We start from the raw sequence: 25,546 nt of genomic DNA, 5'->3' as shown, positions 1-25,546 counted from the left end.
TTCCGACATCGGGGCAGGTGCGGGGCGTTCGCAACTGCGCCCCGCCCGCTCTTGTCGAGATGCTGCGGCGGATTTTCCGCGGCATCGTGGGTGCCATGAGCCAGCGACAGGCCGCCCCCGGGCACGGCCACGGCCACGGCCACGGCCACGGACATGAGCACGGACATGGGCACGGGCACGGCCATGGGCATGAGCAGGGTGCGGCGACGCTCCGGGCGCGCATGGCGCATCTGCCGCGCCCGCACTCGCACGAGGCCGCCGACAAGATCGACCCGGTGATGGAGTCGTCCGCCAGGGGGATGCGCGCGTTGTGGGTGTCGCTGGCCGGTCTCGGCGCGACCACCCTGGTCCAGGCGGCGGTGGTGGCCCTGTCGGGGTCGGTGGCGCTGCTCGGCGACACCCTGCACAACGCGGCCGACGCCCTGACCGCCGTGCCGCTCGGGATCGCCTTCCTGCTCGGCCGCCGTCCGCCCACCCGCCGTTACACCTACGGCTACGGACGGGCGGAGGATCTGGCCGGTGTGGTCATCGTCGCGACGATCGCCGCGTCCTCGATCGCCGCGGCGTACGCCGCGATCGGGCGGCTCCTGGAGCCGCGAGAGGTCTCCCACCTGGGGGCCGTCGCGGCGGCGGCACTCGTGGGCTTCGCCGGCAACGAGCTGGTCGCCCGCCACCGCATCCGCGTCGGGCGTGAGATCGGCTCGGCCGCCCTCGTCGCCGACGGCATGCACGCCCGCGCCGACGGCTTCACCTCACTGGCCGTGCTGGCCGGAGCCGGAGGGGCGGCTCTGGGCTGGACCTGGGCCGACCCCGTCGTCGGCCTGCTCATCACGGTGGCGATCCTGATGGTGCTGCGGCAGGCGGCACGGGAGGTGTACCGGCGGCTGATGGACGCCGTCGACCCCGCTCTCGTGGACCGCGCCGAGGCGACCCTGCGGGGCACCCCCGGCGTTCTCGGCCTGGGTCAGGTGCGGCTGCGCTGGATCGGCCACCGGCTGCGGGCCGAGTGCGAGGTCGTCGTCGACCCGGCGGCGACGGTGGTGGAGGCCCACCGGGTCGCGGCCGAGGCCGAGCACAACCTCATCCACGCCATCCCCCGGCTGACGGCCGCCGTCGTGCACGCCGACCCGCTACCCCACGACGGCGTGGACCACCACTCCGTGCTCGACGGCCACCGGCACGACCATCCTCCGGCCGGCCGGCCTTCGGACGGCCTCGCCCGCCATCGCCCCGGTTGATCCCCCCAGGAGACCCGCCGCGTCCGCGAACCGCAGGCGTTCGAGAACGCGGCCCGTTCGTAGGCACTGCGTTCCGGTACGTGCCGTTCAGGGGCGGAACTCCCGCAGCGCGGTGAGCGCGTGCCACAGCGCCGCGAGCGGCTCGCCGGGCGGCGGCAGGGCGGCGTGCGGCGGCGGTCACGACCTGCGCGGAGACCGGGCCGAGCGCGGCCGACCTGGACGCGAAATACCCCGTCCAGAAGCCCCTGAGCCCCGCTGCGGCGTACGGCTCCCGCCGCGTGGGCTGGAGCCGCATGGACACCGTGAGGATCGGAGTGAAGAACGTCAGGCGGGCCGCACCGAGGCCGGGTCGAGCCAGCCGAACGGCGTCAGCCCGGGTGGTGCGATCCTGCGCGAATAGCCGGCCTCGTACCGGTAGAACCACAGGGGGATCGCCGGCATGTCCCGGACCAGCATCGCCTCGGCCTTCCGGTAAAGCTTGATCGCCCTGGCTCTCGACACCTCCCGGTCGGCCGTACGCAGCAGCGCGTCGAACCGCGGGTTGCGGTACAGCCCGAAGTTGGACCCGTCGCCGGAGGCAAACGTGCCGAGCGCGTTCTGGATGTGGGGAAAGTCGAGCTGCCAGCCCATCCGGAACATTCCCTTGAGGGTCCCCTTGTAGGTCGCCCGCTGGAACTCGTCGAACGTCTTCACCGTCCGGGGGACGACCGTCACCTCGCCCTTGAAGACCTTGCCGACGCTCGCCGTGATCGCCTTGACCCACTCCTCGTACCCGACGCCGTCGGCGTTGTAGTAGAGCGGGATGCTCGCCGGTGTGCGGAAACCCTTCGCCTTCGCCCGGGCGAGGTACTTGCGCGCGAGGGCCGGGTCGTAACGGCAGAACGTGCCGCAGGCGCCGGATTTCGCGCCCTCTGCCGTCGGCGGGACGAACGCGTCGGCCGGGGTCCGGCTGCCGTGGAAGACATCCCGGGCGATCGCCTCGCGGTCGATCGCCATCGACAGCGCCCTGCGGAGGTCGGCGTTCGTGCCCAGCCGGAGCGGGATGCCGATCTCCTGGACGACGCCGATCACCGGGTTGATCACCCGGCCGTCCAGGTCCTCGGCCGCACGGAGCGCCGCGGTGGCCGGCATCGGGGAGATGAAGTCGAGACGGCCGCCGAGCAGGTCCGCGTAGGCCGTGTTGTCGTCCCGGTACGTCCGGTAGGTGATCTCCTCGACCCGCGCCTTCATCCGGCCTGGATAGCCGTCGAACCGCTTCAGCACGCTCGTGCCGCCTGGCGCCCAGGTGACCGCCCGGAACGGCCCGTTGCCGACCGGCTTGCGCCGGAACGACGCGGGGCTCTTCAGCGCGGAGTCGGGCAGCGGCGAGAAGGCGACGTGGCCCAGCTTCTGGATGAACGGTCCGAACGGCCGCTCCAGCTCGATAGTGAACGTGTGGTCGTCCACGACCCTGAGCCCGGACATCACGCGGGAGCCGAACCCCTTGATGCCCTCGAACAGGACGGCGTTGCCGGACATGCCCCCCGCGGCCTGGTTCCAGGCGTCCACGAAGTTGTGCGCCTTCACCTCGGTGCCGTCGTGGAACCTCCAGCCCTCACGCAACCTGACCGTGAACCGGCGGTTGTCCTTGGTACTGATCGACCGCGCCATCGCGTACGTCGCCCGCGAAGTGCGGGGGTCGTACTCGACGAGGCCGGTGAACAGGGCATCGAGCACATCGCCGCCACAGAAGCCGGCCTCCCCGAGGGTCAGCGGACCGTACGGCGGGCAGGTGGACACGGTGACGCCGGCGCCGGACTCGGCCCGGGCCGGCGCGGGGACCGCCAGCAGGCAGCAGACGAGGGGAAGGACCGCCGCGGCGGAGCGGGAGAGCACCTGTTTTCAACCTCCGGACCCGAAGAGGTGATCATCCTAGTGGGCCCGGCGCGGGGCGAGTCCGGACTTTCCTGACCGAGGTCAGAACCAGCCGCGGTGCCGGGCCATCGCGGCGAGGCCGTCGCGCAGCGCCTGCTCCACCCTCCCGGGGTGATCGCCGTACCCCACGCGGAAGCGGTTGTAGACGTCGTGGCTGGAGGTGAGGAAGCCGCCCCGCTTGTCGGCCTCCAGGATCACGTCCATCGAGTGCGGTCCCGCGATGAAGGTCAGCTCCAGCTCGTTGAAGTGGCGCCGCCATTCCGGGCCCGCGTGATACTCGATCTCCTGGTAGAACGGCATGGTCGAGCCCCGGAGCGTGCCGCGCTCCAGGTCGGCCCGCTTGAAGTGGAAGCCCATGCGGACGAGCGCCCCCAGCAGGTGGTCCTGCGCGGGCAGCGGGTTGACGTGCAGCGGGTCGAGATCGCCCTTGTCGAGGGCGCCCGCGAGCGCCAGCTCGGTGGCCACGCCGAGCCGCATGCCGGGCAGCGGGCGCCCGCCGACCGCGCTGACCGGTGTCTCCCACGGCACCGGGATCGCGAACGGCAGCGCGCGGGCCTCCCCGGCGCGCAGGTCGAACGGCCCGGAGACCGGCGCCCGCTGGAAGGTGTAGGTCGCGTGGTGTTCCTGGTCCCCGCGCTCGACCTCCACCACGGCGGTGAAGTCGACGGTGATCCCGTCCACCCTGTGGTCGGACGACCCGCCCCTGAAGCGGACCTCGCCGTACAGGGTCTCCCCCGGGCGCACGTGCGGGTCGCGCAGCACCGTGTCGACCTCGACGCCGGCCCCGAGCGCGGCCATCAGCTTGCGGAACACCGATCACTCCCTTGGTCGCGGGTCGTTCACCGCTGCCAACGACCCGCCCCCGCCGCCCGGTTCCCCGCACAAAGGTGTCCATTCCGGCCGTCACCGTTCGTCGTACGGACATGATGGGATACCGGCCCGAGGAGGACGCAATGAAGTACGTGCTGCTGATCTGCGGCGACGAGTCGGCGGCGGAGCACGCCGACGACGGGTGCGGCGGATGGTCGGAGAAGATGGCGGAGCGCGGCGTGCTGCGGGGAGGCGCCGGGCTGCGCCCGCCGAGCGACGCCACGACGCTGCGGGTGCGTGAGGGCGAGGTGCTGCTGTCGGACGGGCCGTTCGCCGAGACCAAGGAGCAACTCGGCGGGTTCTGCCTGATCGAGTGCGCCGACCTGGACGAGGCCATCGAGATCGCCGCCGCCCATCCCGCCGCGGCGTACGGCACGATCGAGATCCGGCCGCTCATCGACCTGTGACGCCGCCGGTCGAGGCCGCCGTCGACCGGGCCTTCAGGGAGGAGTGGGGGCAGGTCGTGGCCACCCTCATCCGCTGGACCGGCGACTGGGACCTGGCCGAGGAGTGCGCGCAGGACGCCTTCGCGCTGGCCCTGCGCACCTGGCGGCGCGACGGCGTGCCGCGCAGGCCCGGGGCGTGGCTGACCACCGCCGCGCGCAACCGGGCCGTGGACGTGCTGCGCCGCGAGGCCACCGGCGCCGCGAAACTACGGGAGGTGGCGGGCGTGCTCAGGACGGACGACGACGAGACCGGCGACGAGCCGGACGTGCCGGACGACCGGTTGCGGCTGATCTTCACCTGCTGCCATCCGGCGCTCGCGCTGGAGGCCAGGGTGGCGCTGACCCTGCGCACCCTCGCCGGGCTCAGCACGACCGAGATCGCGCGGGCGTTCCTGGTGGGCGAGCAGGCGATGGCCAAGCGGCTGGCCCGGGCCAAGCAGAAGATCAGGCACGCGGGCATCCCCTACCGGGTGCCGCCCGCCCACCTGCTGCCCGAGCGCCTCCCGGCGGTGCTCGCCGTGCTGTATCTGCTGTTCAACGAGGGCTACTCGGCGACGGCCGGCGCCGCGCTCGTACGGCACGACCTCGCGGCCGAGGCGATCCGCCTGGCCCGGGTGCTGGTGCGGCTGATGCCGGACGAGCCGGAGGCGGCGGGCCTGCTCGTGCTGATGCTGCTGCACCACGCCCGCCGCGCCGCCCGCCTGGACGAGGCCGGCGACCTGGTGGTGCTGGAGGACCAGGACCGCGGCCGGTGGGACGCCGGCCCGATCGCCGAGGGCGTGGCCCTGCTGGACGGCACGCTGCGGCGGGGACGGCCGGGCCCCTACCAGGTGCAGGCCGCGATCGCCGCCTGTCACGCCACCGCGGCCCGCCCGGAGGACACCGACTGGGCGCAGATCGCCGTGCTGTACGCGCTGCTCGCCCGGCTGGCCCCCTCGCCCGTCGTGGAGCTGAACCGCGCCGTGGCGGTCGGCATGGCGCACGGCCCGGCCGCGGGCCTGGCGCTGGTCGACGCCCTGCGGGAGACGGGCGCCCTGACCGGCTACCACCTGCTGCCCGCCGCCCGCGCCGACCTGCTGCGCCGCCTGGGCCGTACGGCCGAGGCCGCCGACGCCTACCGGGAGGCGGCCGGCCTTGCCGCCACCGACGCCGAGCGCCGGTACCTCACCCGCCGCCTCGCCGCGCTCGGCTGAGGGCGCCGGCGTCAGGTTCGGTAGCAGTCCGCCAGAGCGGTGAACGCGGCCTTCGGCTCCCAGGGCATGCCGGGATAGGCCGTGCCCGAACGGCCCTCCAGCACCTTCACCACGCCGCAACTGGCCATGTCGAGGTCCTCACGGGGATCGTCCCGGTAGGGCAGGTCGTATCGGGCGAAGGTGTACCAGAAGGCGGCGTCCACTCCCTCGTCGTCAAGGATCCCCAGCACCTCGCGCAGGTAGGCCGCCTGCTCGTGCTCGTCGCGGACGTGCTCGCCGGTCAGGCCGGCCGCCGCGCCGTCCGCGCCCCACTCGACGATCGAGTCGCCGCGCTCGCCCAGGTCGGCGGCGCCGTGGTGGGTGACGCACCCGAACTCGGTGATCGCCACCGGCTTTCCCTGTGCTCTTCCCTGTGCGACGAAGGCGCGGATGTTGTCCCGATACCCGGCCGCGGTGGCGGCCGACCGGTAGCCGGCGTCGGTGGCGATGATGTCGAAGGGTGTCCAGTCCACCTGTTCGAACGGGATCGAGCAGTAGCCGATCCGGCCGCCGAACCGCTCGCGGGCGACCGCGACCGCCTCGCGGAGGAAGGCGTTGACCCGGCCGGGCAGCAGGGGGAGCACCTCCCGCAGGGTCTCCGGCCGGGCCAGCAGGGGGATCCGGTCCCCGAACGTCGCGCCGGGCAGGAACCCGTCGGTGAACAGGCTCACCTCCGAGCCGGTGGCCAGCACGACCTCCGCGCCCTCGCGGCGCAGCCGCTCGCCGTGCTCGGCGCAGTCGGCGATCACGGCGAGCAACTCGGCCGTGGTGATGTCGCAGGTGAAGGGGCACAGCCACACGTCCAGGCCGGCCTCGGCCGCGAGGGTGGCCGCGGCCTTGAGCCGTTCGGGGTCGCCGCCCGTGATCCGTACGGCGGTGCAGTGCAGGTCCTCACGGATGACGCGCATCTCCCGTTCGACCACGTCGAGGTCGAACGGCTCCCGGGTGCTGCGCCCGGCGGCGCGGGCGGCCGCGTCCGCGAAGCCGGTGTCGAAGTTGATGCCCTTGCCGTTCATTTCCCGTTGCTCCCTTTCGGACGGTTCAGAGATCCCCGCGGGCCCCGGGCGGCGCGGGCGGCACGGACGCCGCAGGCGGCGCGGTGGAGAAGACACAGGCCAGGGTGCGGCGCAGGACGGCGGCGAAGGACTCGGTGGTGCCGGATTCGAGCCAGTGCCGTCCCGCTACCCGGACGGCGCCGGTGACCGCGGCGGCCATGACGGCGGGGTACACGTCGCGTGCGAGGTCGGTGCCGGTGCGCGCCGCGATCGCCTCGGCGAGCGGCCCCTCCGCCATGCTGAACGCCTTGAGCGCCTCACCCTCCAGCTCGGGCGTCATCATGATCATTCGTAGGCCCGCCTTGTCGGGCTCGGGGTCGGTGTAGAGCCCGATCACGGCCGCGGTGACGGCCTGGTCCAGTGGTTCGCCGGCGGGCCGGGAGCGCAGCGCCTGGCCGGCGCGCCTGGACTGGTCGGCCTGGAAGGCGCAGATCGCCTCCTCCCTGCTGGAGAAGTAGTTGTTGTAGGTGCGGGGCGAGACGCCCGCCGCCGTGGCGATGTCGTGGACCCGGACGAGGGCGAGCCCGTGGGGACCCCGCTCGATGGCCAGGCGCAGCGCGGCCTGGCCGATCGCCTCCCGGGTGGCCTGCTTGGTGCGGGCCCGCAGGTCCATCGCGTCGTCGTTCACGCGGCGACCCTACGGGATCTTGCGTGTCGCACACAAAATGCGTGACACGCAACCAGTGCGCACGTACGAGGAGTGTCCATCCGGGCGGCGCCCGTTCGTCGGCAGGGCGTACGGATCGAACGACCGGAAGGGCGACGAACGAATGGACACCGACATCCGGCGGCAGATCGCGGCCGAACGCCGCGAACTGGCGGACCTGCTGAGCGAGCTGCCACCGCCGTCCTGGGACGCGCCGTCGCTGTGCGCGGGATGGCGGGTGCGGGAGGTGGTGGCCCACATGACGATGCCCTACCGGCACTCCGGCCTGAGCGTGCTGGCCGGCCTCGTCAGGGCCCGCGGAAACTTCGACCGGCTGGCCGACCGGCTCGCCCGCCGGGACGCGGCGGCGCTCGGCCCGCGGGAGCTGACCGCGTGCCTGCGGGACAACGCCGAGCATCCCTGGCGGCCTCCGGGCGGCGGCTACGCGGGCGCGCTGTCGCACGACGTGATCCACGGCATGGACATCACCGTGGCGCTCGGGATCGACCGGCGGGTGCCCGGCGACCGCCTGCGCGTCCTGCTCGACAACGCGCTGTCCCCACGGAGCCGCAGGTATTTCGGCGTCGACCTGGACGGCGTCGAACTACGCGCCGACGACGTCGATTGGTCGCTCGGAACGGGCACCCCGTTGTCCGGCGCCGCGCAGGACCTGGTGCTGGTCCTGTGCGGCCGCCGGCTGCCCGAGGGGCGGCTGCGCGGCGAGCCCGCCGCCCGCTTCACCCACTTCATCCACTGAACGCGCCACTTCGGCCGTTGATCGCACCGATGGAGAGGTCTGTCGCTTTCGAGCCTCGAGAGCGTTAATGTGCTCGGGATCACAGACCTCTCCGGCCGGGGCGAGGAGGCTCCCGGAGAGGGCTTCTCCGCGCTGCACATCCCTGGAGGCCCGCTCGATGTCGTCCCACCCCGCTTCCGGCTCCGGCGCCGTCGACCCCGACCCGCTGATCAAGAAGCACCGCACCGCCGACGCCACGCTCACCCTGACCGCGAACGGCACGCCCCTCGCCGGCCAGGAGGTGGTCGTCGCGCAGCGCCGGCACAAGTTCCTGTTCGGCTGCATCGGGTTCGACTTCATCCCGCTGGCCAACGGCGAGACCGCGAAGGACACCGGTGAGCAGCGGTCGCTCGGCGAGGCCCCGGCGGCCGGGTCCCAGCAGGTCGCAGACCTGTGGTTCGACCTGTTCAACTTCGCCACGCTCCCCTTCTACTGGGGCCAGTTCGAGCCGGTCCGGGGCCGGCCGGACACCGAGCGGCTGCTCACCACGGCGCGGTGGTTCGCCGATCGGGGCGTCCCGGTCAAAGGGCACCCGCTCGCCTGGCACACCGAGACCGCCGACTGGCTCAAGGACCTGTCGAACGCCGAGATCGCCAAGGCCCAGGTGGACCGGATCCGGCGCGACATGACCGACTTCGCCGGCGTCATCGACATGTGGGACGTCATCAACGAGGTCGTGATCATGCCGATCTTCGACAAGTACGACAACGGCATCACCCGGATCTGCCGGGAGATGGGCCGGATCCCGATGGTCCGGATGGTCTTCGACGCGGCCCGCGAGGCCAACCCCCACGCCACGCTGCTGCTCAACGACTTCGACATGTCCGCGGCGTACGAGTGCCTGATCGAGGGGGTGCTGGAGGCGGGCATCAAAATCGACGTGCTCGGCCTGCAGAGCCACATGCACCAGGGCTACTGGGGCGAGGAGAAGACGCTCGCCACGATCGACCGCTTCGCGCGCTACGGCCTGCCCATCCACTTCACCGAGACGACGATCGTCTCCGGCCACATCATGCCGGAGGAGATCGTCGACCTGAACGACTACCAGATCCCCGAGTGGCCGACCACGCCCGAGGGCGAGGCCCGCCAGGCCGACGAGGTCGTGCGTCACTACAAGACCCTGCTGTCCCATCCCGCCGTGGAGGCCATGACCTACTGGGGCCTGTCGGACGGCGGCTGGCTCGGCGCGCCGGGGGGCTTCGTCCGCGCCGACGGCACCCCCAAGCCGTCGTACGAGGCGCTGCGCTCGCTCGTCAAGGGCGAGTGGTGGCTGCCGCCCACGACGATGGTCACCGACGCGGACGGCCGCGTCCGGTTCGACGGCTTCCTCGGCGAGTACGAGATCACCGCCGGCGGCCGGACGGTCACGTTCACGCTGGACGAGCCCGGAGACGCCGAGGTGGCCGTGTCCCTCTGACGCAGCCGCCACCGCGGCCGCGAGAATTTCCGAGATTTCTCCGGAAGGATGTCGAGGATCGGGATGCCGGCTTCTACCCAGGGGTGAGCGCGCCCACGAGGGGCGGGCGGCAGGAGGAGCGAGACATGAAATACATGCTGCTGATGCAGTTCGGCCCGCAGAGCGGCATCCTCCCGATGGACACCTGGTCGCCGGAGGACATCAAGGCGCACATCGAGTTCATGCACGACGTGAACCGCGAGCTCGTCGAGGCCGGCGAGTTCGTGGACGCCCAGGGGCTGGCGATGCCGGACCAGGCGCGGATCGTGCGGGCCGGGCAGGGCGGCGTCCCCGTCGTCACCGACGGCCCGTTCCCGGAGACCAAGGAGTTCCTGGTCGGCTACTGGATCGTCGACTGCGAGGGGCCGGAGCGTGCGTACGCGCTGGCGGCCCGCGTCTCGGCCGCGCCCGGCCTGAACGGCGAGCCGCTCGACATGCCGATCGAGGTGCGCCAGGTGATGGCGGCCCCGCCGCAGGAGCTGTGAGCGCTCCCCACCCGCACGTCGACGACCTGCTGCGCCCGCTGGCGCCGCAGGTCGTCGGCGTGCTCACCCGCAGGTTCGGCGACTTCGACGCGGCCGAGGACGCGGTCCAGGAGGCCCTGCTCGACGCCCTCGCCCAGTGGCCCGCCGAGGGCGTGCCGCACAACCCGAAGGGCTGGCTGGTCCAGGTCGCGCACCGGCGGATGATCGAGCAGGTGCGGGGGGAGCAGGCACGCCGCCGTCGCGAGGAACTGGTGGCCGCCCGCGCTCCCGCCGACCACCGGACCTCCCCTGCGGCCGACCTGGCGCACGAGGCGGACGGGGACGACACGCTCGTCATGCTGTTCCTGAGCTGTCATCCCGCGCTCACGCCGGCGTCCGCCATCGCCCTGACGTTGCGCGCCGTCGGCGGGCTGACCACGGCCGAGATCGGCAAGGCCTTCATGGTGCCCGAAGCCACGATGGCGCAGCGCATCAGCCGGGCGAAGCAGCGCATCAGGGCGTCGGGGGTGCCGTTCCGCATGCCGGAGCAGGAGGAGCGCGCCGCGCGGCTCGCCTCCGTGCTGCACGTGCTCTATCTCATCTTCAACGAGGGCTACGCCGCCAGCGGCGGCCTCGGCCTGCACCGCGTCGAGCTGTCCCGCGAGGCGATCCGGCTGGCCAGGACGCTGCACCGCCTGCTGCGGGGGTCCCCGCACGGCGACTGCGAGGCGGCCGGACTGCTCGCGCTGATGCTGCTGACCGACGCCCGCCGGCCCGCCAGGACCGGACCGGGCGGCGTCCCCGTCCCGCTGGCGGAGCAGGACCGCGGGCTGTGGGACCGCGAGGCGATCGCCGAGGGCACGGCGCTGCTCACGGCCGCCCTGCGCCGGGGCGCCGCCGGGCCCTACCAGATCCAGGCGGCGATCGCCGCGGTGCACGACGAGGCGGCGACGGCCGAGGAGACCGACTGGCCGCAGATCCTCGCGTTGTACGGCCTGCTGGAGCGCATGTCGCCCAACCCCATGGTCTCCCTCAACCGCGCCGTCGCCGCCGCCATGGTGCACGGTCCGGCCGCCGGGCTGGCGCTGCTGGAACCGCTGGCCGGCGGCCCGCTGGCGGGGCACCACCGCCTGCACGCGGCGCGCGCACACCTGCTGGAGATGGCCGGCGACCTCACCGCGGCCGTCGAGGACTACCGCGCGGCGGCGGGCCTCACGGCCAGCCTGCCCGAGCGCGGCTACCTGGCCGCCCGCGCCGCCCGTCTCGGCGTCTCCGGGGCCGGGACGCCGGGCGGGCGGGGCCGTTCTCCACGGACATGACGGCCGTCTCAGCACGTGGATCGCGGCGGCGCGCCGGCGCCCGCACCCGTGAGGATGGCGTCATGGTCGACCTCTCCCTTTACCTGGCGTTCGTCGTCGCGGCGGCGGCCCTGTGCGTCGCTCCGGGACCCGACATGATGTTCATCGTCGCCATGGGCGGACGCGGCGGCCCGGCCACGGGCGTGCTGGCCGCCGTGGGAGTGGCCTGCGGCGCCCTGGTGCACGCCCTGGCCGCGATGTCCGGACTGTCGGCGCTGTTCGCGCACCTGCCGGTGCTCTACCACGTGCTGCGGTGGGCGGGCGCCGCCTATCTCGTGTATCTCGCGGTCAAGGCGTTCCGTGACCGCGGCACCGACGGCGCGGGCGAGGTGCCCCTGACCGGACCGGATCCGCGCCGTCTGCGCGCCTTCTGGCAGGGCATGGTGACGAACCTGCTCAATCCCAAGGTCATCCTCTTCAACATCGCGTTCCTGCCGCAGTTCGTGAACCCGAGCCTGGGCCATGTCGCCGTCCAGTTCCTGATCCTCGGGCTGACCCTGGTGCTGCTCGGCCTCGGCGTCGACGCCACGGTGGGCGCCCTCGCGGGACGGCTCGCGGCGCTGCTGCGGCGCAGCCGCCGGTTCGCCCGCGGCCTGGACATCGTCAGCGGCTCCGTCTTCGCCGCCCTGGCCGTCCGGCTGGTGACCGCTCCGGAGTAGCGCACGAGAACGGGCAGGAGTCGCGGTCCCGCGCTGGACGACGGCTATACGCGCGTATAGTCTGCTGTTCGTAGGAACAGTCTGCTGCACGCGTGGAAAGGACGACGGTGGCGACACCTCCCGGACCGGATCCCGAAGACCTCACGGCGCGCGCCCGCATCAGAGACGCCGCGCTGCGGCACTTCGGCGAGGACGGCTTCGAGAAGGCGACGATCCGGGGCATCGCGAGGACCGCGGGCGTGTCCCCTGGGCTGGTCCGCCACCACTTCGGCTCCAAGCAGGCGCTGCGTGAGGCCTGCGACGAGCACCTCATGAAGATGATCCGGCGCCTGAACGACCAGGTCCGGGCCGACACGACGCTCAGCGACGTGAGCTACGTGGGCGCCGCCCGCGCGGCGATGGCGCCCTACCAGCTCTATCTGGCGCGCAGCCTGGCCGACGGATCGGCCGCGTCGATCTTCGACGAGATGACGCGGATCTGCGAGGAGTGGATCGCGGGCGCCGACCCCGGACGCCCCGATCCCCCGGACGTCCCGGCGAGGATCAGAGCGGCCGTGTTCACGGCCATGGCGCTGGGCATCCCGGTCCTCGCCCCGCACATCTCCCGCGCCATGGGAGTGGACATGTTCAGCCCCGAGGGGGACCTGCTGCTCTCCCGGGCACTGGTCGACCTCTACTCGCATCCCCTCATGACTCCGGAGGACGCCGCCCGCGCCCGGGCAGGCCTCGACCGGCTCGCGGGCGCGCGGCCCCCCGGCCGCAGAACCGAGGAGAATTCCCCATGACAGAAGCCATCTCCGTGGCCGGGCTGGTCAAGACGTTCGGACCGACCAAGGCCCTCGACGGCCTCGACCTCGTCGTGCGCACCGGCGAGGTCCACGGCTTCCTCGGGCCCAACGGCGCGGGCAAGAGCACCACCATCCGCATCCTGCTCGGCATGATGCGCGCGGACGCCGGCATCGCCCGCCTGCTCGGCGGCGACCCGTGGGCCGACGCGACCGCACTGCATCGCCGCCTGGCGTACGTGCCCGGGGACGTCGTCCTGTGGCCCGGCCTGTCCGGGGGCGAGGTGATCGACTTGCTCGGCAGGATGCGGGGCGGGCTGAACGAGCGGCGCCGCGCCGAGCTGCTCGAGCGCTTCGACCTCGATCCCCGCAAGAAGGGGCGCGCCTACTCAAAGGGCAACCGGCAGAAGGTGGCGCTGGTCGCGGCCTTCGCCTCCGACGTCGAACTGCTGCTCCTCGACGAGCCGACCTCGGGCCTCGACCCGCTGATGGAGGAGGCGTTCCGCGAGGCCGTGCGGGAGGAGCAGCGCCGCGGCGACCGTACGGTGCTGCTGTCCAGCCACATCCTGTCCGAGGTCGAGGCGCTGTGCGACCGGGTCACGATCATCCGCGACGGCCGCACCGTGGAGACCGGCACGCTCGCCGAGCTGCGCCACCTGACCCGCACCACGATCGAGGCCGAGCTGGCCGGCCCCGCGGACGGGCTGGCCGCGATGCCCGGCGTGCACGACCTGATCGTGCAGGACGGACGGGTGCGCTTCGACATCGACGCCGCCGCGCTCGACCCGGCGCTGCGTCACCTCACCGCGGCGGGCGTGCGCAGCCTCGTCAGCCGCCCGCCCACGCTCGAGGAGCTGTTCCTGCGGCACTACTCTTCCGCGCCTGCTCCGCACGACTCTTCCGCGCCTGCTCCGCACGACTCTTCGACGCCCGCTCCGCACGACTCTTCGACGCCCGCTCCGCACGACCCTTCCACGCCTGCCGCGCAGGACGCACCGGAGGCGACCCGATGACGGCGCTCACCGGAACCTGGGGGCTGGTCCGGCTGATCCTGCGCCGCGACCGTGTCCTGGCCCCGCTGTGGGTGCTGCCCCTCGGCCTCGTCCCGATCTCGTACGTGGCCTCCATCGACGGGTTGTTCCCCAGCGCCGCGGCGCGGCAGGGATACGCGGACCTGAGCGCGCACAACGCCGGCTTCGTCGCGCTGTACGGCAGCCTGCACGGCTCCAGCCTCGGCGAGCTGGTCGCCTGGCGGGGCGGGTTCATCCCCGTCATGGCGGGGCTGTTCTGCATCCTCACCGTCATCCGGCACACCCGGGCCGAGGAGGACAGCGGCCGCCGCGAGCTGCTCGGCTCGGCCGTCGTCGGCCGCCACGCGCCCCTGGCGGCGGCGTTGGTGTCGGTCTTCGTCGCCGGCCTGGTCCTCTGCGCCGTCCTCGCCCTCGGGATGATCGGGCAGGGCCTTCCGGCCGCCGGCTCGTGGGCCTTCGGCGCCGAGCTCGCCGTCACCGGCTGGGTGTTCGCCGCGGTCGCGGCGGTGGCCGCGCAGCTGACCGCCGGCGCGGGCGGCGCGCGCGGGATCGCGATCGGCGTCCTCGCCGCCGCCTACGTCCTGCGGATCGTCGGCGACGTCGGCGCCCTGGACGACGGCACGCCGTCGTGGGCCGGTCGACTGTCCCCACTGGAGTGGGTGACGTGGATCCGCCCGTACGGTGCGGACGCCTGGTGGCCGGTCGCCCTCACCGCCGGGGTGGCCGTCGCGCTGGCCCTGGGGGCCGCCGCGCTCTCGGCGCGCCGCGACCTCGGCGCCGGCCTGCTGCCGCCCCGGCTCGGCCGCCCGGCGGCGGGCCCCGCCCTGCGCTCGCCCCTGGCGCTGGCCTGGCGGCTGCACCGGGGACTGCTGGCCGGCTGGGCCGCCGGGTTCGCCGTACTGGGCGTCGTGCTCGGCTACCTCGCGGCGAGCGTCGCCGACCTCGCGCGGGACGCGCCGCAGATGGCCGACGTGTTCGCCCGCCTCGGCGGCGCGGCCGGGCTCGTCGACGACTACCTCGCCGCCACCGTGAACCTGTTCGGCCTGATCGCCTCCGCGTACGCCGTGCAGGCCACCCTCAGGGCGCGGGCCGAGGAGACCGGCGGGCGGGCCGAGGCGGTGCTGGGCACCGCGGTCGGGCGGCTGCGCTGGCTGGGCGGCCATCTCGCCTTCTCCCTGCTCGGCCCGGCCGTCATCCTCGCCGCCGCCGGGCTCGCGATGGGGCTGGCCCACGGGCTGAACACCGGTGAGCCCGCCCGGCAGACGTCCCGGCTGCTGGCCGCCGCGATGGTCCAGCTTCCCGCCGTCTGGGTGCTCGCCGGGGTCACGGTCGCGCTGTACGGCCTGCTCCCCCGGCTCACCGCACTCGGCTGGGGCGCACCGGTGTTCTGCCTGCTGATCGGGCTCGTGGGGGCCGCGATCGGGCTGGACCAGTGGGTGCTGGACGTCTCCCCGTTCACGCATGTCCCCCGCCTGCCCGCGGACCGCTTCGGCGTCGCGCCGCTGGTGTCGCTGTCGGCGGTCGCCGCGGCGCTGACCGCCGCCGGCCTCGCCGCCTTCCGCCGCAGGGACCTGCCCGTCCCCTGACGTCCCGCCTACGGTCCGCTCTCCCCGTCGTCACGGACGGCGGGGAGACGCTCCCGGCGAGAGGCGGCGCGCGAGGAACTCGAGCGCCGCGACGACCTCGGCGACCTGCGCCGGGTCGTCGGTGCCCAGAGCCGCCGCGAGGGGCCCCGCGACATCGGCCGCCCGCACGGCCGCGACGCGTGCGGAATGCCCGGGCGCCTGCCTGATCACGACCCGGCGGCGGTCGGCCGGATCGGGGGCCGTCACGACCGCCCCGGCCTCCTTCAGCCGGGCGACGGCTCCTGACACCGCGCTCTGCGGCAACCCCGTGCGGGCCGCGATCTCCCCGACCGAGGTCTCGGGATGGGCGCGCAGGTCGGCGACGACCACCAGCACCGTCCGGACACTGGCGGCCTGCGTCGTTCTCGACGGGGTGATGTCCCCGACCGGCATGGCCTCTTCGCCGATCTTCATGAGAGTCCTGCCGAGCAGGAAGAGGTCGACTCCGTTCACCGCTCCAGAATACATCAGACTTGATGCATCAGATTTGATGGGTTATCGTCCCGATCACCTGATCGAGAGGACGACCCCATGAACGGCATGCTCCGCACGAACGGCGCCACCATCTACCACGAGGTGCACGGCACCGGGCCCGTGCTCCTCATCTCGCAGAGCGGGGAGGGCGACGCGGACCGCACCGCCGACCTGGTCCGTCACCTCGCCGCCGACCACACCGTCATCACCTACGATCGACGCGGCCTGTCCCGCAGCGGTCTCGACGACCCCGCCGGCGGCGCGACCATGGCCGACCACGTCGACGACGTCCACCGGCTGCTCGCCGCCGTGACCAACCGGCCGGCGCACATGCTCGGATGCAGCTTCGGCGCGGCCATCGGGCTGCACCTGGCCGTCGAGCATCCGGAACAGCTCGGCACCCTGATCGCGCACGAGCCGGTCACTCCCGATCTCCTGCCCGCCGCCGAACGCGTCCGGCACGTGCGGGAGCTGGAGGAACTGCAGCACCTCTACCGTGAGCGCGGCCTCGCCGAGGCGTTCGTCAAGATCGCCGAAACGCTCGGCATCGACCCCGTCGCCCAGGACACCGAGCCCGGACTGACCCCGCATCCGTTGAACGACCGGCGGCGGGCCGGCTTCGACTTCTTCATCCGCAACGACTTCACCGCGGTCGCCCGCGACACGCTGGACGTCGCCGCGCTCAGGGACAGCCCGGTCCGCGTGATCCCGGCCGTCGGCCGCACCACGCCCCGGCACGTCTTCGACTATCGGTGCGCGCAGGAGCTCGCCGTACTCCTCGGCGTCGAGGCGCGGGAGTTTCCCGGCGGGCACAACGGCAGCACGACCCACCCCCGCGGCTATGCCGCGCGCATCCGCGACCTCGTCGCCGAATGAACGACGAAACGCGCTCGCGGTAATTCCGCCGGCCTCCATATGGCCACTGCCCCGGAGAAGCCGCCCCTTTCTGGATATGCCTTTCCCGCCGGGCCGCCGGAAACATGAGAGGCGACGGCCACCCGAGAGGATAGGAACAGAACAATGGCGAAAATCTTCGGCAGGCTCGGCGTGTCCACGCTCGCCCTCGCGGCGGCGGCCGCCATCGCGCCGGCCGCCCCCGCCGCCGCCGCCGGCCCCGACTTCGAACTCGAGGTCACCTGGCGCTCGTTCTCCTTCATCGAACGCAGCAGCTGCGACCCGACCGGCCCGATCATCGGCGGCGGCCGTATCGGGCCTCACCCCATGCCCGAGTGCGGAGCCTGGGAACGCATGGTGCCGGACGGCTTATTCGAAGAACAACAACACGGTCAAGATCCGCGGGAAATTCGGCGACACCGTCAAGCTGAACATCCACGCCCAGACCACGGACGGCCAGGAAGGCTGTCTGATGCACGACCAGTACACGTGGACCGAGGCACGAGTCGATCTGTACAAATCGTGGAACCCACGCATCGGGATAATCGGGGTCCGGTACGAGGGCCACCCCACCGATCTCTGCACGGCCGGTTTCCAGATGGTGGCGAGACGGCTCTAGCCGCCACGGCAGGCGGGCCGGCGCCCGAGGTGTCCGGTGATGGGCGCTCTTGACGTGAAACGACGCCACGCCCTAGGTTGCTGCCGCGATCGACACTTTCGTCGATATGCCGAAAGTATCAACGGATTCGGAGTCGCCGCGTGAAGGTCCTCTACATCGGCGGCACCGGAACGATCAGCTCGGCCTGCGTGGCCGAGTCGGTGCGCCGGGGCCTTGACGTCCACGTGCTCAACCGGGGTCACACCGCCTGGCGCCGTCCCCTGCCCGAGGGGGTCACGTCGCTCACCGCCGACGTGCGGGACCGCGACGCGCTGCGCCGGACGCTGGCCGGCAGGACGTACGACTGCGTCGTCGACTTCCTCGGCTACACGGCCGAGGACGCCGCCGCGGCGGTGGACCTGCTGGACGGCCGCACCGCCCAGTACGTCTACATCAGCAGCGCCTCCGTCTATCACAAGCCGGTGCGGCGGGTGCCGTTCACGGAATCGACCACCCGGCGCAATCCCTACCTCGCGTACGCACGAGACAAGATCGCGGCAGAGGACGTCCTGCGCCGTGCCTACGAGGAGCGCGACTTCCCCGTCACGATCGTGCGCCCCTCGCACACCTACGACGACGCGCATCCGCCGCTGCCCGGCGACTGGACGGCATGGGACCGGGTCGCCCGCGGCGACGAGATCGTGGTGCCCGGCGACGGCACCAGCCTGTGGACCCTGACGCACGCGGACGACTTCGCCGTCGGCCTCGTCGGTCTGATAGGCACCTGGCAGGCGCTCGGCGAGGACTTCCACATCACCTCCGACGAGGCGCTGACCTGGAACGAGATCTACGAGGTCGTCGGGCGGACGGCCGCGGCACCGGCCAGACTCCTCCACCTGCCCGCGGAATTCCTGCCGCTCGTCGCGCCCGACTGGTTCTGGTCCGACCTCATCGTCGGCGACCTGCAGCACACCGCCGTGTTCGACACCACCAAGATCAGGCGGTTCGTCCCGTCGTTCCGGCCGGTCGTCACCTGGCCGGAAGGGGCCAGGCGGCTGCACGCCTGGCGGTCCGCCCATCCGGAGCAGACCCGGCCCGACGCCGCGACCGACGCGGTGCTGGCCCGGCTGGCCGAAGGACACCGGCTCGCCTCGGCGGCCGTGGCCCGGCCGGCGCCCGGCGAGGGCGACGGCTTGTGACGGAAGGACGCCCCTGATGCCCCTCGATCCCCCCGGCGACCTGCCGGTCCCGGACCCGGCGCTGCGCCGGCCGTTCGGGCGTACCGGCCTGACGGTGACGCCGATCTGCGTCGGGACCAGTCCCCTGGCGAGCATGCCGGGACTGTACGGCTACGAGGTCGGCGAGCAGCGCGCGCGGGCCACAGTGGACGCCGTGTTCGACGGGCCGTTCAACTTCCTCGACACCTCGAACAACTACGGCGGCGGCAGCGCGGAACGGCGCATCGGCGCCGTGGTCCGCCACCGCGGCGGCGTCCCCGCCGGGTTCGTCCTGGCCACCAAGGTCGACGCGGACCCGCACACCGGCGACTTCTCCGGCGAGCGCGTACGCCGTTCTGCCGAGGAGAGCCTGGAGCGGCTCGGCGTCGGCCACGTGCCGCTGCTGTACCTGCACGATCCCGAATTCCACATCACGTTCGAGGAGGCCATGGGCCCGGGCGGGGCGGTGGAGGCGCTGGTCGCGCTGCGGGACGCCGGCGTCGCCGGCCATATCGGCATCGCGGGTGGCCCGGTCGGCCTGTTGCGCAGGTATGTCGCCACCGGCGTGTTCGACGCCGTGATCAGCCACAACCGCTGGACGCTGGTGAACCGCGAGGCCGGCCCGCTGCTCGACGAGGCCCGCGATCGCGGCGTCGCCTTCGTCAACGGCGCGCCGTACGGTGGCGGGATGCTGGTCAAGGGACCCGACGCCCAGCCCCGCTATGCCTATCGGGACACCGGCGAGTCCGTCCGGGACGCGGTCCGCGCCATGCGGCGGGCCTGCGACGCGCACGGTGTGCCGCTCGCCGCCGCCGCGCTGCAGTTCTCGCTGCGCGACCCCAGGGTGGCGTCCACCATCGTCGGCATCTCGGAACCCGAGCGGATCGAGGAGACGCTGCGCCTCGCCACCACCCCGATCCCGCCGGGTCTGTGGGACGAACTCGACCGGCACCTGCCCTCCCCCGCCGTCTCGCTGGACTGATCGTCCGCCCGGTTTCCCGGCTGTCGTCGCCGTGGCGGGCCGCGCACTCGGCCGCCACCCGGCACCGGAGCGCTGTCGCGGGCCGTCACACCCGGACCGGCGGCCGCGGACGCGGCCGGGGAGTGCGCTCACACGAGACCGGCGTCGCGCACCTTCATCGCCACCTGGACGCGGTTGTCGGTGCCGAGCTTGGCGAAGATCCTGGTGACGTTCGCCTTCACGGTGGCCACGCTCATGTGGAGACGCTCGGCGATCTCGGCGTTCGACCTGCCGTGCGCCACCTCGACCGCGACCTCCAGCTCGCGCCCGGTGAGCCTGCCCAGCTCCTCCCGCGCCCGCGGGAGAGCCGGTCCGGACCCGCCGGTCGCCGCGACGATCACCTGGCGGGCGACGCTCGGCGACAGCACCGGCTCGCCCTTCGCCACGGCACGGACCGCCTCGATCATCCGCGGCGGCGGGGTGTCCTTCAGCAGGAAGCCGTCGGCGCCGAGCCGCAGGGCCCGCAGCACCATGTCGTCGGCGTCGAACGTGGTGAGCACGAGGATCCGCGGCGGGCTGGACTGGGCTCGCAGCAGTTCGGTGGTCGTCAGCCCGTCCTGGTGGGGCATCCGGATGTCCAGCAGCACCACGTCGGGGCGCAGGCCGCGGATCACGTCCATGGCGCGCAGCCCGTCTTCGGCCTCGCCGACGATGTCGAAGTCGGGTTCGCCGCCGAGGATGAGACGCAGCCCGGTCCGCACCATCGCGTCGTCATCCACTATCACCAGCCGGGTCACGATCCGCAGCCTCCCATGGCAATCGGACATCAAGAATGAATCGCCCGTCCTGGAGCGTATGGCTGAGGGTCCCGCCGGCCATCCTCGTCCGCTCCGCCAGGCCCACCAGGCCGAGCCTGCCACCGGGGCCGGGGGCCGCGCCGGGGCGGGCGGGGTTCGTCACCCGGATCCGCAGGCCCTCCCCCGGCCGTCCGCCGAGTTCGGCGGTGACCCCGGCACCCGGCGCGTGCTTGCGCGCGTTGGTCAGCGCCTCCTGCACGATCCGGTAGGCGTGCCGGCCCGTCTGCGCGGGCAGCGACTCCCGGCCGTCGATGCTGTCGTCCACCTCGACCCGCTGGCCGGCGGCGCGGACCTCGCCGAACAGCGCGTCCAGATGGGTCAGATCGGGCTGCGGCGCCTCCACGGCGCCGTCGTCGCGGAGCGTGCGCAGCACCGAGCGCAACTCGTTGAGCGACTGGTGCGCGTTCTCCTGGATGGCGAGCGCGGTCTCGCGTGTCTGCTCCGGGCCGAGGTCGGTCCGGTAGGCCAGGCCGCCGGCCAGCATCGCCAGCAGGGAGATCCGGTGCGCGAGCACGTCGTGCATCTCCTGGGCGATCTTGACCCGTTCCGCCAGCCGCGCCTGGTCGATCCGCTGCCGCTGCTCGCGCTCGGCGGCCCGCGCCCGCTCCCGCAGGGACAGCTCAAGGTCGCGGCGTCCGCGCAGGTAGAGGCCGAACACGGTCAGCCCGCCGAGAATCGTCAGCCCCGACACCGAGGAGACCACAGTCGCCTGGTCGATTCCGCCCAGGGCCCCGCCGGCCAGCAGGCACGCCGCGGACACGACCGCGACGGGGACGATCCTGCTCCATCGCCGATGCGTCACCAGGGACACGTACGCGACCTGGGCGGGACCGGTCGCCGTGGACGAGAACGTCGTCAGCAGGGTGGTCGCCAGCGCGATCTGCCACGGCCACCGGCGCCGCCACCGCATCAGGACCAGCCCGATCAGGCCGAGCGTCGTGTCGATCAGCACCTGCGGGAGCCGGTCGCCGTCGTGCAGGACGAGCCAGGCCAGCACCGTGCCGTGGAAGAGCATCGGCACCACGGCGCACAGGTAACGCAGCGCGACGCCCTGCCTGTCCAGCGGTGGCTGGTAGTCCGGTCGGCCGTGCACAGCCCCACAGCTTAGGGACCGCGTCGGACAGGATTTAGCGACCTGGGTCGACCTGTGGACGACCGAGGTATCGCCGGCGGGCGAAAGGCCGGGCCCCGCGTCGGGCCGCGCGGGACCCCGGTCCGATGCGGCGGCGTCCGCCCTCGCGGTGGACTGGACGGCGTGATCGAGTTCAACCACGTCAGCAAGACCTACGGGAAGGTGAAGGCGCTCGACGACGTGACCTTCACCGTCGGCGCCGGAAGCGTCACCGGCTTCCTCGGGCCCAACGGCGCCGGGAAGTCGACGGCTCTGCGCATCCTGGTGGGGCTCTGCCGTCCCTCCTCAGGTTCGGCGACCGTCCTCGGCCGGCCGTACGCCGAGATGGCCTGCCCGGCCCTGCGGGTCGGCACCCTGATCGACGCCGGGGCCCGGCACCCGGGCCGCACCGGCAGGGAGGTCCTCACGCTCGGCGCGATGACCCTCGGACTGCCGCGGACCCGGGTCGGCGAGGTGCTCGACCTGGTGGGGCTGACCGAAGGGGAGAGCCGACGGAGGATCGGCGGCTACTCACTCGGGATGCGGCAGCGGCTCGGCATCGCGCACGCCCTGCTCGGTGATCCCGAGGTGCTCGTCCTGGACGAGCCCGCCAACGGTCTCGACCCTCAGGGCATCCACTGGATGCGCCGCCTGCTGCGCGACCTCGCCGGCGCCGGATGCGCCGTGCTGCTCAGCTCACACCTGCTGCACGAGGTGGAACAGGCGGCGGACCGCATCGTGATGATCGGCCGTGGACGCGTGCTCGCCCAGGGCACGGTCGACGAGCTGAGCCGGGGCCGCGGCCTCGAGGAAACCTTCCTCGAACTGACCGCGGGCACGGACCGGAGCCCGGGCGCCGGCACGTCCCGGGGCATCGACGCGGGCCGGGGTGCCGTATGACCCGCGCCGGGCGCCACCTGGACGACATCGCGAGGGCCGCATCGAGCCCCGTTACGGCCCCCATCACGAAGGACGACGCCATGACCGCAGACACTCCGATCCCGTTCCGCAGGCTGCTCGTCGTCGAAGCCCGCAAACTCGTCGACACCCGCAGCGGCACGGTCATCTCGCTGATCATGGTGGGGCTGGTGGTCGCGTCCGTCGTCGCGCGCGGCGCCGTCGTCGGGCCGAAGCTGCAGACCCTGGCGGGCACGGCGGGGATCGCCCTCGGCACCCTGCTCCCGGTGCTCGGCATCCTCACGGTGACCGGCGAGTGGGCACATCGCACGGCGCTGGCCACCTTCGTGCTCGAACCGCGCCGACATCGCGTCCTCTCCGCCAAATGCCTGCCGCCACTGCTCGCGGCGGTGGCGCTCTCACTGTTCGCCATGCTGGTCGCGGTGCCGGCCACGGCCGTCGTGTCCGAGGTCCGGAACACGCCCGCCGTCTGGGAGCTCCGGCCTGTCTGGCTGCTCGGCTGGACCGGGACGAACGTCCTGGTGGCCGCAGCGGGCCTCGCCCTCGGCGCGCTGTTCCTCAACGCGCCCGCCGCGATCGTGGTCAACCTCTCGACTCCGGTCCTGTGGGCCGTCGTCGGCAGACTCGGCTCCGTCGGCGCGACCCTCGCGGAGTGGCTCGACCTCAACACCACCGTCACCCCCCTGATGAGCGGCCACATGACCTGGAGCGAGGGAGCCCGGCTCACGGTGGCGGCCGCCTTCTGGATCGTCCTTCCCATGGCCGCCGGCCTGGTCCGCGTGCTCCGCAAGGAGGTGACCTGACCGGCACCGTCCTGAGCTAAAGCCGGTCGAGGAGCACGGCGATGCGATCGGCCTCGGCGGCCAGGAGGCGCTCCGGCACCGGTTCGAAGAGCTCGACGACCGGACGCCCCTCCTTGGCCTCCCAGACGCCCTTCACCCGGCCCTGATGGACGACCACGGGCGAGATCCACCCGGCTGCCCGGCTCACCTTCGGCCGTACGGCCTTGGGCAGGAGCGGCTCCAGGTCGCGCGGCGCGCTCAGGATGAACTGGTCGAAGCCGGGCAGCAGATGCACGTCCTCCGACGGCGGGCAGGCGAGCAGGTCGTCGAGAAGCTCGGCAGGCAGCACGGCGGGCATGCCCTCCACCTCGACCTGCGCGAGCTCGCCCTCCAGCTCGCCGAACCAGCCGCGCAGGACGGCCTTCGGCGTGACGCCGCGAAACAGCCAGGCGTCGAACATCCGGGGGGTGGCCGGGCCGTGGGCGCCGAGGAACGCGCGGAGCACGCGCACTCCCCCTTCCTCCGGCGACAGCGCCTCCCCTCGGCCGCCGGGCAGCCAGTCGGCTGGCGTGGTGAAGGTGACCCTGCGGTCACGCGGCGGGCCGTAGCACAGCTCGCCCAGGAAGCTCAGCGGCTTGAGCAGCGCGCCCCAGCCGGATGTGAGGGCCTGTCTCAGGTGGGCGTCCCCGGTCACCTCGATGACCGCCTCGACCAGCTCCTCGCGGGTCAGCACCCGGCCGGACAACGCGCGCGGGACGGCGTCCACGACGGCCTCGATCTCCCGCGCGGACACCCCGTGGCCGCGCTGCCAGGAGGCCTTCTCCCAGAACCGGAGCGCCCCGAGGGCCGCCCGGTAGGCGGGGAACTCGTCGGCCGGGAGGAGATGGAGCGTGCTGCGCATCGTCCAGGTCTTGACCAGCGTGCGGTCACGCCACAGGGCGTCCTCGATCTCTCCCGGACGCGGATTCTCGTGCCGCACGGCCACGGCCAGCGCCGCCGACGAGGCGACCTGCGCCTGCACCCCGCACAGCCGCCGCGCGATCGCCACCGCGTCGCCGCCGCGCGCGGGCTCGACGAACTGCCGTCTCAGCCTCCAGGCCAGCACCTGCGCCCACGTCGTCTCAGCAGCCACGCCACACTTCTACACCCCGGGTACGACAAAGCCCGATCCCGGGGACCGCCCGGCACCGAGCCGCAGTGGCCTGTGCCCGGCTTCGGCGACCGCGCGACGGTCGATGCCTGACCGGTGGGGGTCAGCCGAGCCGGCGCAGGAGGTGGTCGCGGGCGGCGCGGTCGCCGGGGCCGCCCCGCTCCGCGAGGCGTTCCGCGACGTATCGGCGGTGGGCCTCGTCCACGTTCCCGCCGTACTTGAACTTGCCGTCGACCTTCTGGACGGCCAGCCGGAGACCGCGGATGCCCGGCAGTCGCCGGTGATGCTCGGCGGGGTCGGCGAGATCGTGGTCCAGGCGGGCGAGCTGGGCACGCAGGATGCCGAGCTTCCCGTCGGGCTCGTCCACGATCTCCGCGTGACATACCAGCTGGACGGCCGCGTAGTACGTCGTGGGGACGCCGAGCCGGGGATCCTCATCGGTGCCGGGCAGCGCCTTCCACGCCCCCTCGACGTACGCCCAGTCGCCGGTCACGGCCATGACCACGGCGGGGTTCTCCTCGATCGCCGGCCAGACGGGGTTTGGCCGGGCGAGGTGCAGCAGGATCGTGGACTCGTCGGCGAGGAGGAACTGCGTCGGCACGACCACCGGCACGTCGCGGTCGCGTCCGGACGCGATGAGATGCCCGAACTCGTTCGCGCGGACGAAGGCCAGCGCCTCCTCGTCCGTGGCGGCGTCCCAGGGATGGATCAGCACACCCTCACTGTACGCACCGGCGGTCGGGGCGAATCCGAGGGACGGGGCAGGGTGGCGCCGGTCCGGGAGCCCTCCGCGTCTCGCCACCAAGCCGAGTCTGACGGACGGCGGCGTCCTGGGCGATCGCCGGCCGGCCAAAAGCCCGCCGCCGCAGGACCGGCCCGCGAACCTCCTGCCGGGCGCAGAACCGGCCCGCGAACCTCCTGCCGGGCGCAGGACCCGCCGGGGGACCAACAGGCGGCGCCCGGGGGGGGCCCGCCCGCGCCCACCCCCCCCCCCGACCGGGGGGCCAGG

General features: G+C 73.0%; 25 protein-coding genes. 16 read left to right on the top strand and 9 right to left on the bottom strand.

Translation table 11 applies throughout. The annotated features are described in order from the left end of the window. Nucleotides 1–95 precede the first annotated feature (95 nt). Nucleotides 96–1,238 (top strand): cation diffusion facilitator family transporter, encoded by a 1,143-nt coding sequence (locus ABZ860_RS19920; protein ID WP_357222108.1) that lies wholly within the window; start codon nucleotides 96–98, stop codon nucleotides 1,236–1,238. 324 nt (nucleotides 1,239–1,562) lie between these two features. Here the strand turns inward: ABZ860_RS19920 and ABZ860_RS19915 are convergent, their stop codons facing one another. Further along, on the bottom strand, nucleotides 1,563–3,113 hold the full coding sequence (locus ABZ860_RS19915) for an ABC transporter substrate-binding protein (protein WP_357222106.1): 1,551 nt from the start codon (nucleotides 3,111–3,113) through the stop codon (nucleotides 1,563–1,565). 81 nt (nucleotides 3,114–3,194) lie between these two features. After that, nucleotides 3,195–3,965, bottom strand: a complete 771-nt coding sequence (locus ABZ860_RS19910) for a sporulation protein (protein ID WP_357222104.1) — start codon at nucleotides 3,963–3,965, stop codon at nucleotides 3,195–3,197. 140 nt (nucleotides 3,966–4,105) lie between these two features. Between ABZ860_RS19910 and ABZ860_RS19905 the strand changes: the two genes are divergently transcribed. Together ABZ860_RS19905 and ABZ860_RS19900 are read left to right on the top strand one after the other, a co-directional pair. Then, entirely contained in the window at nucleotides 4,106–4,429 is a 324-nt protein-coding gene (locus tag ABZ860_RS19905) for a YciI family protein (RefSeq protein WP_183536061.1), read from the top strand. Continuing rightward, nucleotides 4,426–5,661, top strand: coding sequence for an RNA polymerase sigma factor (locus tag ABZ860_RS19900; protein WP_357222102.1), 1,236 nt, complete (start codon nucleotides 4,426–4,428; stop codon nucleotides 5,659–5,661). Before ABZ860_RS19905 ends, ABZ860_RS19900 begins: the two co-directional genes overlap by 4 nt. Before the next feature lie 11 nt (nucleotides 5,662–5,672). Here ABZ860_RS19900 and ABZ860_RS19895 read toward each other — a convergent pair whose 3' ends face one another. Together ABZ860_RS19895 and ABZ860_RS19890 are read right to left on the bottom strand one after the other, a co-directional pair. Beyond that, nucleotides 5,673–6,716: a hypothetical protein gene (locus tag ABZ860_RS19895; RefSeq protein ID WP_357222100.1), complete on the bottom strand. Its 1,044-nt coding sequence runs from the start codon at nucleotides 6,714–6,716 to the stop codon at nucleotides 5,673–5,675. 25 nt (nucleotides 6,717–6,741) lie between these two features. Continuing rightward, the gene (locus tag ABZ860_RS19890; RefSeq protein ID WP_357222098.1) at nucleotides 6,742–7,383 is read right to left on the bottom strand and encodes a TetR family transcriptional regulator; all 642 of its coding nucleotides are present in this window, start codon (nucleotides 7,381–7,383) and stop codon (nucleotides 6,742–6,744) included. Nucleotides 7,384–7,525: 142 nt separating this feature from the next. Here ABZ860_RS19890 and ABZ860_RS19885 point away from each other — a divergent pair, with 142 nt between their 5' ends. From ABZ860_RS19885 to ABZ860_RS19850, 8 genes are all read left to right on the top strand, one after another. Beyond that, the gene (locus tag ABZ860_RS19885) at nucleotides 7,526–8,158 is read left to right on the top strand and encodes a maleylpyruvate isomerase family mycothiol-dependent enzyme (RefSeq protein WP_357222096.1); all 633 of its coding nucleotides are present in this window, start codon (nucleotides 7,526–7,528) and stop codon (nucleotides 8,156–8,158) included. 157 nt (nucleotides 8,159–8,315) lie between these two features. After that, on the top strand, nucleotides 8,316–9,614 hold the full coding sequence (locus ABZ860_RS19880) for an endo-1,4-beta-xylanase (protein ID WP_357222094.1): 1,299 nt from the start codon (nucleotides 8,316–8,318) through the stop codon (nucleotides 9,612–9,614). 125 nt (nucleotides 9,615–9,739) lie between these two features. Next, a complete protein-coding gene (locus ABZ860_RS19875) occupies nucleotides 9,740–10,138 on the top strand; it encodes a YciI family protein (protein WP_357222093.1) in 399 nt (132 codons plus the stop codon). Further along, on the top strand, nucleotides 10,135–11,436 hold the full coding sequence (locus ABZ860_RS19870) for a sigma-70 family RNA polymerase sigma factor (protein ID WP_357222091.1): 1,302 nt from the start codon (nucleotides 10,135–10,137) through the stop codon (nucleotides 11,434–11,436). Before ABZ860_RS19875 ends, ABZ860_RS19870 begins: the two co-directional genes overlap by 4 nt. Nucleotides 11,437–11,498: 62 nt before the next feature. Beyond that, nucleotides 11,499–12,134 (top strand): LysE family translocator, encoded by a 636-nt coding sequence (locus tag ABZ860_RS19865; RefSeq protein ID WP_357222089.1) that lies wholly within the window; start codon nucleotides 11,499–11,501, stop codon nucleotides 12,132–12,134. 107 nt (nucleotides 12,135–12,241) lie between these two features. After that, nucleotides 12,242–12,919 carry a TetR/AcrR family transcriptional regulator gene (locus tag ABZ860_RS19860; RefSeq protein ID WP_357222087.1) on the top strand — a complete coding sequence of 226 codons (678 nt, stop codon included), beginning with the start codon at nucleotides 12,242–12,244 and terminating at the stop codon, nucleotides 12,917–12,919. Continuing rightward, nucleotides 12,916–13,932 carry an ATP-binding cassette domain-containing protein gene (locus ABZ860_RS19855; protein ID WP_357222085.1) on the top strand — a complete coding sequence of 339 codons (1,017 nt, stop codon included), beginning with the start codon at nucleotides 12,916–12,918 and terminating at the stop codon, nucleotides 13,930–13,932. The genes ABZ860_RS19860 and ABZ860_RS19855 overlap by 4 nt, the downstream gene beginning before the upstream one ends. Further along, on the top strand, nucleotides 13,929–15,536 hold the full coding sequence (locus ABZ860_RS19850; protein ID WP_357222083.1) for an ABC transporter permease: 1,608 nt from the start codon (nucleotides 13,929–13,931) through the stop codon (nucleotides 15,534–15,536). The genes ABZ860_RS19855 and ABZ860_RS19850 overlap by 4 nt, the downstream gene beginning before the upstream one ends. A 30-nt stretch (nucleotides 15,537–15,566) precedes the next feature. Here the strand turns inward: ABZ860_RS19850 and ABZ860_RS19845 are convergent, their stop codons facing one another. Next, on the bottom strand, nucleotides 15,567–16,028 hold the full coding sequence (locus tag ABZ860_RS19845; protein ID WP_357222081.1) for a helix-turn-helix domain-containing protein: 462 nt from the start codon (nucleotides 16,026–16,028) through the stop codon (nucleotides 15,567–15,569). Between the two features lie 78 nt (nucleotides 16,029–16,106). On the opposite strand from ABZ860_RS19845, the gene ABZ860_RS19840 reads away from it, so the two are divergent. The 3 genes from ABZ860_RS19840 (at nucleotide 16,107) to ABZ860_RS19830 (ending at nucleotide 19,740) form a co-directional block, all read left to right on the top strand. After that, on the top strand, nucleotides 16,107–16,925 hold the full coding sequence (locus tag ABZ860_RS19840) for an alpha/beta hydrolase (protein WP_357222079.1): 819 nt from the start codon (nucleotides 16,107–16,109) through the stop codon (nucleotides 16,923–16,925). Between the two features lie 777 nt (nucleotides 16,926–17,702). Beyond that, on the top strand, nucleotides 17,703–18,740 hold the full coding sequence (locus ABZ860_RS19835; RefSeq protein WP_357222077.1) for an NAD-dependent epimerase/dehydratase family protein: 1,038 nt from the start codon (nucleotides 17,703–17,705) through the stop codon (nucleotides 18,738–18,740). 16 nt (nucleotides 18,741–18,756) lie between these two features. Beyond that, entirely contained in the window at nucleotides 18,757–19,740 is a 984-nt protein-coding gene (locus ABZ860_RS19830; protein WP_357222075.1) for an aldo/keto reductase, read from the top strand. Between the two features lie 128 nt (nucleotides 19,741–19,868). Here ABZ860_RS19830 and ABZ860_RS19825 read toward each other — a convergent pair whose 3' ends face one another. Both ABZ860_RS19825 and ABZ860_RS19820 read right to left on the bottom strand, forming a co-directional pair. Next, a complete protein-coding gene (locus ABZ860_RS19825) occupies nucleotides 19,869–20,516 on the bottom strand; it encodes a response regulator transcription factor (RefSeq protein WP_357222073.1) in 648 nt (215 codons plus the stop codon). Next, entirely contained in the window at nucleotides 20,491–21,669 is a 1,179-nt protein-coding gene (locus ABZ860_RS19820) for a histidine kinase (RefSeq protein WP_357222071.1), read from the bottom strand. Before ABZ860_RS19820 ends, ABZ860_RS19825 begins: the two co-directional genes overlap by 26 nt. 162 nt (nucleotides 21,670–21,831) lie before the next feature. Between ABZ860_RS19820 and ABZ860_RS19815 the strand changes: the two genes are divergently transcribed. Beyond that, a complete protein-coding gene (locus tag ABZ860_RS19815; protein WP_357222069.1) occupies nucleotides 21,832–22,587 on the top strand; it encodes an ATP-binding cassette domain-containing protein in 756 nt (251 codons plus the stop codon). Nucleotides 22,588–22,667: 80 nt separating this feature from the next. After that, entirely contained in the window at nucleotides 22,668–23,408 is a 741-nt protein-coding gene (locus ABZ860_RS19810) for an ABC transporter permease (protein ID WP_357222067.1), read from the top strand. A 16-nt stretch (nucleotides 23,409–23,424) separates the two neighbouring features. Here the strand turns inward: ABZ860_RS19810 and ABZ860_RS19805 are convergent, their stop codons facing one another. Next, nucleotides 23,425–24,519, bottom strand: a complete 1,095-nt coding sequence (locus ABZ860_RS19805; protein WP_357222065.1) for a winged helix DNA-binding domain-containing protein — start codon at nucleotides 24,517–24,519, stop codon at nucleotides 23,425–23,427. A gap of 121 nt (nucleotides 24,520–24,640) precedes the next feature. After that, nucleotides 24,641–25,252 carry an FMN-binding negative transcriptional regulator gene (locus tag ABZ860_RS19800; protein ID WP_357222063.1) on the bottom strand — a complete coding sequence of 204 codons (612 nt, stop codon included), beginning with the start codon at nucleotides 25,250–25,252 and terminating at the stop codon, nucleotides 24,641–24,643. Between the last annotated feature and the right edge of the window lie 294 nt (nucleotides 25,253–25,546).

This window comes from Microbispora sp. NPDC046973 (genome assembly GCF_040644495.1).
In the GTDB taxonomy this organism is placed as follows: Bacteria; Actinomycetota; Actinomycetes; order Streptosporangiales; family Streptosporangiaceae; genus Microbispora.
Note: the sequence above shows the minus strand (reverse complement) of the source record. Positions and strands in the feature narration are given on the sequence as shown.